We start from the raw sequence: 15359 nt of genomic DNA on the forward strand, positions 1-15359 counted from the left end.
CGACCTAATCCGGCCGCAACCTCTCGATCGGCGCGGTCGTGCTGGTGGTCGCACTTGGACTTGCCCCTCCGAACAGCCAGTCGAGCCCAACGCGTATTCGGTCGGGATATGCGCCGACAGCGATCGTCAATGCCACGCTGACTGCGGAAACCAGCAACCCGGTCAATGTCGAGCGCTGCTTTTTCTCGGCATTGCTCTCCAGTCGCACCAGCGCCATCCGCGCCAGCACCCCCGCATTCTGAGGCGCCGATCCGCGCAACTCCATTTCGATGCTGACCAGGTCGTCAAAAATCTGGACCCGGTCGAGCCACCCGGGCAGCGCATCGACAATGGTTTCCCGCAAAACCTCTATGCCGGGATAAAATGGCACTTGCCGCTTTGCTCCGATCAGGTGGTCAAACCAGGTGGGCCAGTCCGCATGCGGCGGCGATTCCCCGTCCGCTGATTCAGGAGGCAGATAGATGTGCCGATTGGAAAGCCATTTGCGTCGTTGAAAGAAAAGCGTGCGCGGCGCCCAGCGCTCGAACGCATAAAAGCGGAGCATCTTGTCGTTCTTGAACATCTTGATCAGATGCGCGTTCAGGCGAAAGATCAGAAAGCTGCGTTGCCTTTCAAAAAGATCCGGCGACATTTGCAACGCCATCAACTCACTCGTTTCACGGTTCAGGCGGCGCGTCCCGGCGAGCATATCGTCGCTTTCGCTGCGGTAGCGCAAACTGCCTGCCCACAGGGGAAACAGCACGAACGCTACATACAGAATGAGAATCAGGATCGTGATCGACAGTGAACTGAGCGCTACGCCGCCCAAAACGATCTGGTGATCGACTCCCGCTTCCAGGAACGGATAGATTGCGCGCCACAATGCCAGTGCAAACGTGCCGATCGACGCGGCGGCAAGCACATTGCGCGTTACCGGCCCGATGAACGGGTCGAATGCCATCGACGCGATCTGACGCAACCCGATGACGACACCGGGCAGAGCACCAATGCTGAAATAAAGAAACAATGCCCGGGGCAACGCGCTTTCGTCGCCGGCATGATAGGCGAAGGATAGCCGGAACACCGCGACCAATATCGTCAGGAAAGCCGCTGCGCTCAGCGCGATCAACAAGGTTTCGACCTTTCCCGACGTAACGGTATTGGCCGTGGCCTGAACCAGATTCGCGCGCTGATTCTTTTCGTCGCTGAAGTTTCCCGACGCGACCTGGATGATCCATCCAAGCAGCGCCGCCCCGACCGCAACTGCGCATGCGACCGTCAGGAAAAAACCGTGCCAGACGCCGAACAGGAACCAGAATTTCGACGCCAGAAAGAAAGCCGAGACAATTCCGTACACGCCATTGAATATCACCGAAGGAATCTTGAATTCGGTGAAGAAGTTCAGAACTCCCAGCGCCAGCAGGATCGCAATCTCGGCGATGAAGAAGAGCGAGAAAACGGCGATTTCAACGGCGATGTGCACAGCGCTTCCCCCAAAGCTGCTGCGATCAGGATAGGCGCTCGGGCAATGACGACAAGATGGTTAACGCGGGACGCCTGTCACTCTTCGGCACAGTCCGAAAATTGGCTCGAAAGGATATTCAGCCCGCAAGCGGGAGCCTGAGCCGTACGAGCAGGCCGCCCAGATCCTCGCTTTCCTCGAGGCTGACCGTGCCGTCGTAAATCTCGGCGACGTCGCGGACGATCGCGAGACCCAGTCCCGTGCCCGGCTTGCCGCTGTCGAGCCGCACGCCGCGATCGAATATGCGCTGTCGGTCGGCCTCGGCAATCCCGGCGCCGTCGTCCTCGACCAGTATTTCGACGCATCCGGCCTGCGCACTGACGGTGACGAACACGCTGCCGCCGCCGTATTTCGCAGCATTTTCGACCAGATTGCCCAGCAGATCGTCAAGATCCTGACGTTCGATATGCGCGACCAGATCCTTTTGTCCGTCAATGTCGATCCGGACATTGGGATAGAGCCGCGCCACTGCGCGCTCGACTGCCTCGACCGCTGGCCAAATCTGCGCGCGGCTATGCGCGCTGCCGCGCCGCCCCACGGCGCGGGCGCGGGCAAGATGATGGTCGATCTGGCGCCGCATCGTCCGCGCCTCGCGAATCACGGCGTCGGGAAGGTCGGACTGGCCCGCAGCCGCCGCATTCATGATGACGCTGAGCGGCGTTTTGAGCGCATGGGCGAGGTTGCCCGCGTGCATGCGCGCTTCCTCCGCCTGTTTGTCATTATGTTCGACCAGTGCGTTCAGTTCCTCGACCATCGGCGCGACTTCGGCGGGCATCGGCCCTTCGATCCGCTTCGATTGTCCCGCGCGCATTTTCGCCAGTTCGGCGCGCACCTTGCGCAGCGGCCCAAGGCCATACCAGGTCTGCAGCGCGACCATCAGCATCAGCCCCAGCCCCAGAATCAGGAAGCTGCGCACCAGCGTACGGCGAAGCTGCGACAGCTGCGCATCCAGCGTCGCGCGCGATTCGGCGACCTGAAACCGCCAGCGTATCGGCGATCCGGGCAGCGTCAGGTCGCGTTCGGCAACGCGCAGATCCTGGTCGAACTGCGTGCTGTTATAGATGTGCATCGCCTGGTCGTTGTGATTTTCCTCGGTCGCGAGCCGCCAGTCCCACAGCGAACGCGACGGATAATAGATGCCGGTCTGGTCGCTGCTGATCTGGTAATAGGCGCCCGAAAAGGGTTCGAGAAAACGCTGATCGGCGGGCTCGCGGCTGAGCACCAGCCGTCCGTCGGGGCCGAATTCGGCCGAGGCGATGATCGAATAGAGCAGGAATTCGAGCTGATCGTCGAAATTCTTGGTGAAGGCGGCCGTCAGCACGCCGTTCAGCGCGATGCCGCCGCCGGTCAGCAACACCATGATCCACGCGGCAGCGACGAATATCATCCGGCGGCTGACCGATCCGGTCACCCGCAGATAGGAACGCGGCTGAAAACTGGGTTCGGCGTCGGCCACGGCGCAAACGTCTCCTGCCTGCTACCGCGCCCGCGGCGGCACCATCACGATGCCGCTTCGGCGGGTTCCTCGAGGCTGTAGCCCAGCCCGCGAATGGTGGTGATGGTATCGGCGCCGAGCTTCTTGCGGATGCGCGTCACGAACACTTCGATCGTGTTCGAATCGCGGTCGAAATCCTGATCATAGATATGTTCGATCAGCTCGGTACGGCTGACGACCTTGCCCTTGTGATGGAGCAGATAGCTGAGCAGCTTATATTCCTGCGCGGTCAGCTTCACTGGTTCGCCCGCCTTGGTCACCTTGCCCGAGCGGGTGTCGAGGCGGATGTCGCCGGCGGTCAATTCCGCCGAAGCATTGCCCGATGCGCGGCGAATCAGCGCCCGCAGCCGGGCGATCAGTTCTTCGGTCTGAAACGGCTTGGCGACATAATCATCGGCGCCGGCGTCGAGCCCGGCGACCTTGTCCGACCAGCTGTCGCGCGCCGTCAGGACCAGCACCGGCGTCGTCTTGCCTTCGCGGCGCCAGCGGTCGAGCACGGTCAGCCCGTCGACTTCGGGAAGGCCGAGGTCGAGCACCACGGCGTCATAGGTTTCCGTCGAACCCAGAAAATGCCCGTCCTCGCCATCGGTGGCGAGATCGACCGCATAGCCGGCACCTTCCAGCGCGTTGCGAAGCTGCTGGCCGAGCGTGGGTTCGTCTTCAACGATCAAAATGCGCATCTCGTCTTCCTGTCAGGACTTGCTCAGCGCGAACCGCCGGAGCGGCGGACGACCTGGCCGGTACGGCCATTGACGTCCACCCATATCACCGAATCATCGCGCAGGAATTTGAGCGTGTAAACGTTGGTTTCGGGATCATAGTCGAATCCCAGATACTGTGCGCCGCGCACCTGGGGAACGACCCGGCGCTCGATTTCGCGCGCGGGCAGATTCTGGCCGTTTTGCTGGCGTACCGCCGCCTGGCTCTGTGCATCCTGGCTGCTTGCAGGCACATATTTCGCCTGCGCATGCGCAGGCGCCGCGCTCCACAGCGCGATAGCTGTCACGCCTATGGACAGACAGGATTTCCAGACCATTGCCATCGACATTGCATAGAGGCGCCCCGTTGAATAGCCCATGAATGGGTGGGTAATGCGACGGTAACTTGCGCGCCGCCCGCCGGCACGATAGCGCGCCCGCCATGGCTGCCCCTGTTTTATCCTATGAGGGCCTTGGACTTGTTCAGGGTTCCGGCTGGCTGTTTCGCGGCCTCGACCTGCATATCGGCGCGCGCGACCGGCTTGCGCTGATCGGTCGCAACGGCGCCGGCAAGACGACGCTGCTGCGCCTGATCGCCGGTCAGATCGATTGCGACGAAGGCCGTCGCGTGATCGTCCCCGGCACACGCGTCGTGATGCTCGAACAGGAACCGCGCATGGACGGATGCGCGACATTGCTCGATTTCGTGCTGCAGGGCGACGACGCCCCGGCACAGCATGAAGCCGAAGCGATTGCCGATCAGCTGGGCATCGACTTGTCGCGCGAAGCCGCGACGGCATCGGGCGGGGAACGTCGCCGCGCCGCCATTGCCCGTGCGCTCGCGCAGGATCCGGACGTGTTGCTGCTCGACGAACCGACCAATCATCTCGATCTGGGCGCGATCGAATGGCTCGAATCCTGGCTGACGGGATATCGCGGCGCGTTCGTGGTCATCAGCCACGATCGTACTTTCCTCACGCGCCTCACCCGTCAGACGCTGTGGCTCGATCGCGGCGCGATTCGCCGCGCCGAAGTCGGTTTCGGCGGGTTCGAAGCCTGGACCGAACAGGTCTATGCCGAGGAAGAGCGCAATGCCGCGCGGCTCGATGCCAAGCTCAAGATCGAGGAGCACTGGCTCCAGCGCGGCGTCACCGGACGGCGGCGGCGCAATCAGGGGCGGCTGGAAAAACTCAAGGAAATGCGCGCCACCCGCGCGGCGATGCTGGGGCCCCAGGGCACTGCCAACCTCGCCACCGGCAGCGACGATACCCAGACCAAGGTAGTGATCGACGCCAAGAATGTGACCAAGCGTTTCGGCGACCGCACGATCCTGAAGGACTTTACCTTCCGCGTTACCAAGGGCGACCGGATCGGCATCGTCGGCGCCAATGGCGCCGGCAAATCGACTCTGCTCAAGCTGCTGACCGGGGAAATTCAGCCCGACGAAGGCAGCGTCCGGCTGGCCAAGACACTCGACGGCGTGATCATCGACCAGCAGCGCAGCCTGATGGACCCCGACAAGAGCGTCCGCGACGTGCTGGCGGACGGCGGCGACTGGATCGACGTGCTCGGTGCCCGCAAGCACATCCACGGCTATCTGAAGGAGTTTCTGTTCGATCCTTCGCTGGCCGATGCAAAGATCGGGACGCTTTCGGGCGGCGAGCGATCACGGTTGCTGCTCGCGCGCGAATTCGCGCGGCGCTCGAACCTGCTGGTGCTCGACGAACCGACCAACGATCTCGATCTCGAAACGCTCGACCTGCTTCAGGAAGTGATCGCCGATTATGACGGCACGGTGCTGATCGTCAGCCACGATCGCGACTTTCTGGACCGCACCGTTACCGTGACACTCGGCCTCGACGGCAGCGGAACTGTCGATGTGATCGCGGGCGGCTATGCCGATTGGGAAGCCAAGCGGAAACCGCGCTCCGAAAAAAAGGCTGCCGCGCGGTCGGCGCCCGCCACTCCGCCGCCGCCCAAACAGAAACCGACCAAACTGAGTTACAAGGACCAGCGCGACTATGATCTGTTGCCGGCACGGATCGAGGAACTCGACGCGGCGATCGCCCGCGACGAGGCGGCGCTCGCCGATCCCGATCTGTACGCGCGCGATCCTGGCAAGTTCGATGCGCTGACACGGGCAATCGAACAGGCGCAAGAGGCCAAAGATGCGGCCGAAATCCGATGGCTCGAACTCGCCGAACAGGTCGAATCGCTCGGCTGATCGCATTTCGCGATGGAAACAATTCGGCGTCCGGTCCGTTCGCACATCTCAACAACCATGAGAATGTCGCGAGGAGACCGGAACCATGCGTAACAAATTGATCGCCGCCGCCGCCATTGCCACCGCCGCCGTGCCGATGAGCGCGTGCACCCAGCAGGGCAATATCTTCGGCCCGGGCGAGCGCGTATATGACCAGCGGGCGATGAGCGACAATGTCACCATCTATCGCGATGCGCAGGGACGCTATTATTGCCGCCGCGAAGACGGTTCGACCGGTACGCTGGTCGGTGCGGCTGCGGGCGGCGTGCTGGGCAATCTGATCGCGCCGGGCGGATCGAAGACTATCGGCACGATCCTCGGCGCGCTTGCCGGCGGCGCCGCCGGTCGCACGATCGACCGTTCCGATCTCGCCTGCGAATAAGAAGATCAGGGCGCGAGGGTAAGCGTCGTCACCGTGCCGCCGGGGCCGCTTTCGGTGGAAAGCGTGCCCCCGGCCTGGCCGGCAAAGGCCGTCACCAGCCTCTGACCAAGACCGCCCTCGCGCCCTTTGATCTGCATTTCTTCGGGTATGCCGATGCCGTTATCGGCAATCCGCAACACCCAGCCATCGTCGTTCTGGGCAAAGCCCACGCGGATTATGCCCGCATCCCGCCCGACAAAGGCATGTTTGGCGGCATTGGTGACGAGTTCGTTGACGACCAGCCCGATCGAAACCGCACGGTCGCGCGGCATCGAAACATGGTCCGCATCGCAGCTGAGCGTGATCGTGGCGCGCAGGAACAACGCTTCGGACAGCGCCGCGCATAATTCGCGCAGATAGACATGCATATCGACGGTATCGACATTCGCACCGCGATAGAGGTGGCGGTGCGCGCGCGCGATGCTCTCGATCCGCATCTGGGCGCGTGACAACGCGTCGGCCGTGGCCGGATCCGCCGCGCGTCGCCGCTGAAGATCGAGCAGACTGGCGACCAGCGCGAAGTTGTTCTTCACGCGATGGTCGAATTCCTCAAGAAACAGGTCGCGGTCTGCCACTTCCCGGTCCCGTTCGGCAACAGCCCGGCGTCCCGCCCGGCGAAACAGCTCCGCAACGACGACAATCGCCGCATAGGTCGACGCATTGACCAGCGTGCGCGGACCATCCTGCACATTCTGAAACTCAAAACTGTCGAACACGGGCAGCACGAAATACCAGCTGTAGAGGATTGTCACGACAGCCGTGATCGCGCCGGCAAACCAGCGCGCGAACAATGTCGCCACCATTACCGCAAGATATCCGAGCGCATAGGGCCCGGCGGCGGGCGCCACCAGATCGAGCACGCCACGCACCGCCACAACGGCCGCAGCGCATAGCAACCCGAAACCGATCTGAGTCGCGATCGGGGGGACTGCCGGTGCAAGCCGGGCAGGAAGATCGAGTTCGCCGATACGCGCCATCGGCGCAATGATGGCGGTCATTTCCCGAACAAAGTCAAGCGATTCACCGCAATCTTGATGTGAATCAGCTAGATCGAAAGGCTCTTCCCGGAACGCCCCGCCAGTTCAACGACATATTGCCAGGCGACGCGACCCGAACGGCTGCCGCGCCGCGTCGCCCATTGCAGCGCGTCGGCCGGGTCGACTGCAAGCCCGTGCGCCTGCGCATAGCCGTGCACGATGTCGAGATAGATGTCCTGATCGATCGCATGAAAGCCCAGGCTCAGCCCGAACCGGTCGGCAAGCGCCAGATTGTCGTCGATGCTGTCGCGCGGATTGATCGCGCTTTCCTGCTCGGCAATGTCGCGCGGGATCAGATGGCGGCGATTGGAGGTGACGAACAGACGCGTATTGCCCGGCCGTGCCTCCGCACCCCCTTCGAGCAGCGAACGCAGCGCACGCGCGTCCGACGCGGCATCGAACCCCAGATCGTCGATGAACAGCGCGAAGCGGCGCGCGACCGGCGCAAGCAGTGCGAACAGCTCGGGCAGGGTTTCCAGATCGGCGGCACCGGTTTCGACCAGCGCCAGCGCCCCGCCCGCTTCCTGCACCGCCGCCACGGTGCTTTTCACCAATGCGGATTTGCCGGTGCCGCGCGCACCCCATAGCAACACGTCCTGCGCAGCATGACCCGCGGCCAGCCGCTGCATATTGGCGAGCAGCGTTTCGCGCTGACGGTCGACGCCGCGCAGCAGCACCAGCGGCAAGGGTGCGAATTCGCGCGCCGCCACCAACGTGCCACGCCGCCACACATAAGCGGGGCCGGTCATCGGATCGGCAGGCAGGGGAAGCGGCGGCGCCAGCCGTTCGAGCGCCTCGGCAATGCGCGTCATCGGATCGGTCATGCGGTGGCCTATAAATCGGAGATACGCGACGCGAAAGCCGCCTCAGCCGCGCGCCTTTGCCGCGCGCACGACATTCAGATGCCCTCGAATGCCGATATGATCGGGCGCCGTCCTGGCGGCCTTTGCCAGCAATTCCTCCGCGCCGTCGATATCGCCCGATTTGTAGAGCGCCCAGCCATAGGCATCGGCGGCTGCGGGATTGGCCGGCGAAACCGAATAGGCGGCGATTCCCGCATCGACCGCGGCGTCGACATCGCCGGTCGCGGCATAGGCCTGAGCCAGTTCGATATTGAGCGCGACATCGCGGTCGCCGATCCGCTCGCGCAGCCCCTCCAGCGTCGCGATGGCCGCGTCATATTCGCCTTCCGCCAGCTGCCAATGGCCGGTCAGGCGCAAGGCCGCGACATTATTGGGATTCTGCGACAGGAACAATGCGAGCACCCGCGCCGCCTCCTGGCGGTTGCCGCTCGCCTGATAGGCTTCGACGAGCCGCAGCATCGCCGTTTCGTCGAACAACAGCGACGCCGCGTCGCGATAGGCGCTGGCGGCAGCGGCAGGCTGGCCGGAGAGCATCAGGATGTCGCCCAGCAGCGTATGCGATCCCGGCGCGCCGGGATTGTCGCGCGCGACTTCGCGGGCGCGGGCCAGCGCACGATCGGTCTGCCCGGCATCGATCAGCGCGCGCAGATAGGGAATGATCGAATCGGGATCGCCGGGATTGTCTCTGGCGGCGATATCGGTGACGGCTACGCTGTCATCGGCGCTGAACGACGGCGACCCTCCGCGCGTGGGATAGGCGGCCCAGTCGAGGAAACGCGCCGCCAGCCCGCGATCGTCGATCCGTTCCAGCCCGCGCGCGACCAGCATTTTCGAATAGCTGTCGGCATCGGCGCGCGCGACCACCGGCTTCAGCACACTGATGCCGTCGCGCGAAGCGTCGCTGCGCAGATAGGCAAGCGCAAGCAGCTTGCGCGCAGTGATGTTCATCGGCTGCATCGCCACCAACTGGCCGAACTTGTCGATCGCCTGCGCATAGGCGCCCGCTTCGATGTCGAGCGTTCCGCCCAGCAACAACGCTCCCGGCAGATCGGCAAGCGCGTCTTCGGTACGCGCCATCAGCCCGCGCGCGAGATCGAGATTGTCGGCACGCGCGGCCAGCACCGCCATCAGATAATAGGCCTGCGGGCTGCCGGGCCGCGATTGCAGCGCGCGACGCGCGGCGTCGAGCATGTCGCGCGTGCGCCCCAGATCGCCCAAAGTCGCGGCATATTCGATCAGCGCGTCATGATCCCAGGGATCGCGTTTCAGTGCCGATTCGAACCATGGCAGCGACGCCACCAGCCCGAACTGCGTGCGCACCATCTGGCCACGCAGCACCAGCGCATTGGTATCGCCCGGCGCCAGTTCGACCGCGCGCTGCGATGCCGCGATCGCCCCGCCGATATCGCCCGCGCTCAGGCGGAACCGACCGATATCGGTCCAGACCGCCGGATCGCGCGGTGCCGCATCGACGGCGGCTCCCAATGCGTCGCGCGCAGCGGCCAGATCGCCCATCGCCGTCAGGATGCGCGCGCGTATCCGCAGGCCATGCACCCTGTCCTGCGGCGCGGTTTCCTGCACCAGCACCAGCGCGCGTTCGGGATTGCCCTGCAACAGCAGCGCCTGAGCACGCATATATTTGGTGCGGGCAGGATCATAGCCGTGCGATTCCGCCAGATCGAGCTCGGCCTCCGCGGCAAGGCCGTTGTCGAGTTCGAGCAAGGTCCGCGCGAGCATCGCATGCGCTGCGCCGGAACTCGGATCGGCGCGCACCGCCTGAAGGGCATGCGCCCGCGCCGCATTGGCGTTGCTTGCCTGAAACGCCGCGATGCTTTTGGCGAGTTCTGCCTGTGCGGCAGCGGGATCGCGATGCTCGGGCAACAGCCGGATGAAACCGAAAATGGCAAAGCCAAAGGCCGCCAGCCCGCCCAGAATGACGAGACCGCGGCGCAGGATCAGTTTGCGCGCATAGCGGGTGCGCCGCCGCCTAGGGCTGGAGGTCATAATTCTTCATCAGGTCATACAGGGTCGGTCGGCTGATCCCCAGCAGCCGCGCGGTGCCGGAGATATTGCCTTCGGCCCGCGCCAGCGCGTGGCGGATCGCCTTGCGGTCGGCGATTTCGCGTGCCGCCTTCAGGTTGATCGGGCCGCGTTCCTCGGCCGCGCTTTCCAGGTCGAGGTCGCCCGCCGAAACCGATTTGCCGTCGGCCATGATGACCGCGCGCTTCACGCGGTTTTCCAGCTCGCGGACATTGCCCGGCCAGTGCCAGGCATCGATCGCGGCAAGGGCGTCGGGCGCGAAATTCCGGACGCCCGTCTTCATCGAATCGGCATATTTGCGCAGGAAATGGCGCGCGAGCAGGCCCGCATCGCCCGGCCGTTCGGCAAGCGAAGGGATGCGCACGACGATTTCCGCGAGCCGATAGTAAAGATCTTCGCGAAAACGCCCGTCGGCGACCATGGCATCGATGTCCTGATGCGTCGCGCAGACGATGCGGGTGTCCACCGCGATCGGCTTGCGACCGCCGATCCGTTCGATCACCCGCTCCTGCAGAAAGCGCAGCAGCTTGACCTGCAATGCCAGCGGAATGTCGCCCACTTCGTCGAGGAACAAGGTCCCGCCATGGGCCATTTCGATCTTGCCCTCGGTGGTCTTGACTGCGCCGGTGAATGCGCCCTTTTCATGCCCGAACAGCTCGCTTTCGAGCAGCGTTTCGGGAATCGCGGCACAGTTGATCGCGACGAACGCGCCGCCCTTGCGCGGGCTGGCATCATGCAATCCGCGCGCGAGCAGTTCCTTGCCCGTGCCGCTGGCACCGAGCAGCATTACCGAGACATCGGCACCGGCGACCCGCTCGATCGTGCGTGTAACCTTGAGCATTTCCGGTGCGCCGGTGATCATGCCGCCCAGCACGGTTGCCGCCTCGGCCCGTTCGGCGAGGCGGCGATTTTCCGCCTCCAGCGCATGGACATGAAAGGCGCGCGCGACGATCAGCCCCAGCGCGTCGATATCGATCGGCTTCTGATAGAAATCCCACGCCCCCGCCGCGATGGCATGGAGCATCGATTCATGCGCGCCATGGCCCGAAGCGACGATCACTTTCGTGTCTGGCTGAAGCGAAAGGATCGTTTCCAGCGTCGCAAAGCCTTCGCTCGTCCCGTCGGGATCGGGCGGCAGGCCAAGGTCCAGCGTCACCACCGGCGGCTGTTCGGCGCGCAGCATCGCAATGGCGCTTTCCCGGTCGCCCGCGACCAGCACGTCATAATCCTCATACGCCCAGCGCAACTGACGCTGGAGGCCGGTATCGTCCTCGACGACCAGCAATTTGGGCCTGATATCGCTCACGCCGCCTGCTCCACATGGCTTGGCTGCGCCGGCTTCAGCGTCACGCGAAAGCGGCTGCCGCGCCCTTCCTGCGATTCCACATCGACCGTCCCGGCCATCGCGGCGGCAAGCTGGCGCGCCTCGAACGCACCGATGCCGAAGCCGCCGACTTTGGAAGAGACGAACGGTTTGAACAGCTTGTCGCGAACAAAGGCTGGCGACATGCCGCAGCCATGGTCGACCACATCGATCGTGACACGTCCCGCATCGGCGCGCGCGACGAGCTGAACCGGCGCGTCGGTCGCGCTCGCCTCGATCGCATTCTGCACCAGATGCTCGATCAGCTGTTCGAGCCGGACCGGATCGGCGAGCGCGACGACCGGTTCGAAAACCTCGATCGCAACCGGGTGCTGACTGCGCCGCGCCGCCGCGATCCGCGCCAGGATCGGCGCGACATCCACGGGCTGGGGCGCGTCGGCGCGACCGCGATTGGTCTGTGACAGGCGCGCCAGCAGCGCGTTCAGCCGATCGACCGAATCGCCCAGCGTCGCGACCATGTCGGCGCGGAATTCGGGATTGTCGGCATGGCGTTCGGCATTGCGCGCGACCAGCGTCAGCTGGCTCACCAGATTCTTGATATCGTGCAGGATGAAGGCAAAGCGGCGGTTGAATTCTTCGAACCGCTCCGCCTCGGCCAGGGCCTCCTGCGCGCGCGCTTCGGCAAGAAAGCTCGCCGCCTGACGCCCGGCGACCTTGAGCAGGTCGAAATCCTCCCAGTCGAACGGACGATTGATCGGCGGGCGGGCGAGCAGGATCGCACCGGCCAGCGCCCCGAAATGCGGCAGCGGGACGAGCACCCATGCACGCCCCATTGCGAGCAGGGCAGCGGGCACCGCCGCGCGATCGCCAGCATCGCCCGCATCGCCTTCGCGCAGCGAATCGAGTTCGATGATCCGTCCCGTCTCGGCAAGATGCTGCGCCAGCGCGGCGTCGAACCGCAGCGGAAGCCGCGCCGCATCCCAGTTCCAGCTGGCGCCCTGCGCAAGCCCGGAGCCTTCGGGCACCAGCAGGATGCCCGCGGGCGAATCGGTCATGTCGGCAATCGCCTTGACGATGCGTTCGTCGAGCGGCGCAGTCCCGTCGGGCTGGCCGAGCGTTTCGGTGAACCGCATCCATTCGGCGCGATAGTCATAGCGGTGGCGAAAGAAATGCTTGGCGAGCTTCACCTTCGCCCAGGCCCGAACCCAGGGCGAGGAAATCAGCGTCAGAACCGCGGCGGTCGAGCCGAAGACGAACGCAGTCTGAAGCAATCGCGCATGGCTGCCCCCCACGGTCGCCAGCGCGCTGGTCGCGAGCGCCACGAAAGCGAGATATGCGCCCATCCCGGCGAGCGACAGCGACTGATAGGCGACGGTGCGCGACACCTGCATCGTCCATTCGCCCTTGCGCTGCAGCCCGACGGCGACGCCGATCGCGACCACGCCCATCGCCAGCCCGCGCAGCGCCTGAAGATCGACGGGCAGGTGGCCGAGCAGATAGGCCACGCCGAGCATATTGAGATGAATGAGCCACAGCGCGCCGAGCGACAGCACGATCCAGCGCAGCCCGCGGCTGGCCGATGGCGCGACCGCCGAATGCAGCGCCTGCGTGAGCACCAGCGCGGCCACGGCGACCAGCATGCGCAGCAGCACGCTGGCATTGACGAATTGTTCGGCGAGCAGCGGCGCGGCGGCATAGGCAAGCAGGTTGAGCCCCGCCGCGACGATCGTGACCAGGCTGACCACACCGTAAACGGTCGCCAGCGCGAAACGCGGGCGCGCGGCGCCGTCGCGCCGATGCAGCACCAGCATGAAACCGAACCAGGCGATGTTGCGCGCCGCTTCGACCAGGCCGGTCACCATTTCGGCGCTGCCGATCCCGGCAACCGCCAGCGCCCACAGCGCCGTCATTGCCAGCGCAACGCCCAGCGGCCCGCGCGGCGCACCGCTTTCGGTGCGGCCGAACGCCCAGAGCGCGACCGCCCCGAACAGCATCGCGGCAAGCGCGTGCGTCCACAGGACGACCGTTGCCGCCATCAGCGCGCGCCTTCGGGGAAGAGCACCACGCGCAATGTCTGGAGGAGAATCAGAATGTCGAGAAAGGGCGAATAATTCTTCGCGTAGAACAGGTCATATTCCAGCTTCTGACGCGAATCGTCGATCGACGCGCCATAGGGGTAATTGATCTGTGCCCAGCCGGTGATCCCCGGCTTCACCATGTGCCGTTCGGCATAATAGGGCAGCTGCTGTTCCAGTTCCTCGACGAATTGCGGGCGTTCGGGGCGCGGGCCGACAAAGCTCATCTGGCCTTTCAGCACGGTCCAGCATTGCGGCAATTCGTCGATCCGCAGCTTGCGGATGATGCGGCCGACACGCGTGATGCGCGGATCGTCCTTTTCCGCCCAGACCGCGGTTCCGGCGACTTCGGCATCGATGCGCATCGAGCGCAGCTTGATGATATCGAACCCCTCGCCATACAGGCCGACGCGGCGCTGGCGATAGAAAGCCGGCCCCTTGCTGTCGATCTTGACCAGCAATGCCATGAACAGGATCACCGGCAGCGTCAGCACGAGCAACGTCAGGCTGGCCATCACGTCGAACAGCCGCTTGAACGCCGCAGAGAACATCCGGCCCGAGGAAAAACCGTCGGAGAAGATCAGCCAGCTGGGATTGACGCTGTCGAGATCGACTCGCCCCGTTTCGCGTTCCAGAAAGGTCGAGGTGTCGTTGACATGAACGCCGGTCGTCTTGATCCGCAACAGATCCTTGAGCGGCAGCGCATTGCGCCGTTCCTCAAGCGCCAGCACCACTTCACTGGCGTTCAGAAGGACGACATGATCGGCAAGATTATAGATGGCGTCGCGCGCGATCGCTTCGGGGATCACGTTGTTGGCCTCGCTCATCGCGACATAGCCGACGATGACGAATCCCGACCCCGGCGTGCGCGAAAGCGCCTTCAGCCGCGCCGCGCGCGGGCCGGCGCCCAGCACCACCACGCGCCGCTTGAAAATCTGACTGCCCAGCGTCGACCCAAGCAGGATCCGCAGCAGAATGAGCAGCGAAAGCGCCGCGATCATCGCGTAGAGCAGGTTCGACCGCCAGAAGCTGATCGCCGGTATCATGAAGGAAATGGCGCTGAGGAAAATGATCCCCAGCGAAATCGACACGATCAGCCGCGCGACCGCATGGCGCAGTGACTGCAGCGAATCCGATCCGTACACGCCGACCGCGCTCATCGCGACCTGCAGCGTGAATGCGAAGGTGACGAGTTGCGGAATGCGATCGACCAGCGGGTCGAGTTCCATGCCGATCTGGTGCGCGCGAATGATCCACCCGACTTCGCCCGCGACAAGCAGCATCGTCAGGTCAAGCAACCCCAGCAGCAATACTGCATTGGGGACATAATGATTGAACAAACGAATCATCGCGCGTTCGACACCCCGGTGTAAATTTTGCCGACAGGTGCGAGCTGTCGCGCAAATTGACGAAGAAATGCTGAACAAGCGCGAAGCCAATATCGATTCCGGCGGTTTTCGGGGCCGAAAAACCGCCATACACGATCGGTTCGATGGCGCCACGACAAGCGCGGCGGCAAACGCCCGCGGAGGCAGGATGCAACGTCCGGACGACGGCAACGGATACAGGCGATGCGCGGACGCGTGAAACGCAAGGCAGCGATTGCCGCGCTGGCGGGCGCCCCGCGCCGCCCGGCGACGAT

12 protein-coding genes are annotated in these 15359 nt (G+C 64.3%); 2 read left to right on the top strand and 10 right to left on the bottom strand.

Going from position 1 to position 15359, the window contains the following annotated elements; translation table 11 throughout:
* Positions 1–4 precede the first annotated feature (4 nt).
* From DKB74_RS15770 to DKB74_RS15785, 4 genes are all read right to left on the bottom strand, one after another.
* Positions 5–1462, bottom strand: a complete 1458-nt coding sequence (locus tag DKB74_RS15770) for a hypothetical protein (protein ID WP_109809143.1) — start codon at positions 1460–1462, stop codon at positions 5–7.
* Positions 1463–1580: 118 nt separating this feature from the next.
* Complete coding sequence (locus tag DKB74_RS15775; RefSeq protein ID WP_109809212.1) at positions 1581–2888, bottom strand: sensor histidine kinase; 1308 nt, start codon at positions 2886–2888, stop codon at positions 1581–1583.
* A gap of 113 nt (positions 2889–3001) precedes the next feature.
* Positions 3002–3676 carry a response regulator gene (locus DKB74_RS15780; protein WP_109809144.1) on the bottom strand — a complete coding sequence of 225 codons (675 nt, stop codon included), beginning with the start codon at positions 3674–3676 and terminating at the stop codon, positions 3002–3004.
* A 23-nt stretch (positions 3677–3699) separates the two neighbouring features.
* Positions 3700–4044, bottom strand: coding sequence for a hypothetical protein (locus tag DKB74_RS15785; protein WP_109809213.1), 345 nt, complete (start codon positions 4042–4044; stop codon positions 3700–3702).
* A gap of 92 nt (positions 4045–4136) precedes the next feature.
* Here DKB74_RS15785 and DKB74_RS15790 point away from each other — a divergent pair, with 92 nt between their 5' ends.
* Both DKB74_RS15790 and DKB74_RS15795 read left to right on the top strand, forming a co-directional pair.
* A complete protein-coding gene (locus DKB74_RS15790) occupies positions 4137–5918 on the top strand; it encodes an ABC-F family ATP-binding cassette domain-containing protein (RefSeq protein ID WP_109809145.1) in 1782 nt (593 codons plus the stop codon).
* A gap of 85 nt (positions 5919–6003) precedes the next feature.
* On the top strand, positions 6004–6339 hold the full coding sequence (locus tag DKB74_RS15795; protein ID WP_109809146.1) for a glycine zipper 2TM domain-containing protein: 336 nt from the start codon (positions 6004–6006) through the stop codon (positions 6337–6339).
* Between the two features lie 5 nt (positions 6340–6344).
* On the opposite strand, the gene DKB74_RS15800 is transcribed toward DKB74_RS15795, so the two are convergent.
* Genes DKB74_RS15800 through DKB74_RS15825 form a run of 6 tightly spaced genes read right to left on the bottom strand, consistent with a single transcriptional unit; the run spans position 6345 to position 15066 of the window.
* Positions 6345–7376 (bottom strand): sensor histidine kinase, encoded by a 1032-nt coding sequence (locus DKB74_RS15800; protein ID WP_109809147.1) that lies wholly within the window; start codon positions 7374–7376, stop codon positions 6345–6347.
* 47 nt (positions 7377–7423) lie between these two features.
* Positions 7424–8239, bottom strand: coding sequence for an ATP-binding protein (locus tag DKB74_RS15805; RefSeq protein WP_109809148.1), 816 nt, complete (start codon positions 8237–8239; stop codon positions 7424–7426).
* 42 nt (positions 8240–8281) lie between these two features.
* Positions 8282–10282 carry a tetratricopeptide repeat protein gene (locus DKB74_RS15810; protein WP_109809149.1) on the bottom strand — a complete coding sequence of 667 codons (2001 nt, stop codon included), beginning with the start codon at positions 10280–10282 and terminating at the stop codon, positions 8282–8284.
* Positions 10266–11624, bottom strand: a complete 1359-nt coding sequence (gene prsR / locus DKB74_RS15815) for a PEP-CTERM-box response regulator transcription factor (protein WP_109809150.1) — start codon at positions 11622–11624, stop codon at positions 10266–10268. Before prsR ends, DKB74_RS15810 begins: the two co-directional genes overlap by 17 nt.
* Positions 11621–13678, bottom strand: a complete 2058-nt coding sequence (gene prsK, locus DKB74_RS15820) for an XrtA/PEP-CTERM system histidine kinase PrsK (protein WP_109809151.1) — start codon at positions 13676–13678, stop codon at positions 11621–11623. Before prsK ends, prsR begins: the two co-directional genes overlap by 4 nt.
* Complete coding sequence (locus tag DKB74_RS15825; RefSeq protein WP_109809152.1) at positions 13678–15066, bottom strand: TIGR03013 family XrtA/PEP-CTERM system glycosyltransferase; 1389 nt, start codon at positions 15064–15066, stop codon at positions 13678–13680. Before DKB74_RS15825 ends, prsK begins: the two co-directional genes overlap by 1 nt.
* Positions 15067–15359: the final 293 nt, after the last annotated feature.

Origin of the sequence: Stakelama portus (assembly GCF_003171655.1) — a bacterium.
Taxonomy (GTDB): Bacteria; Pseudomonadota; Alphaproteobacteria; order Sphingomonadales; family Sphingomonadaceae; genus Sphingomonas; species Sphingomonas portus.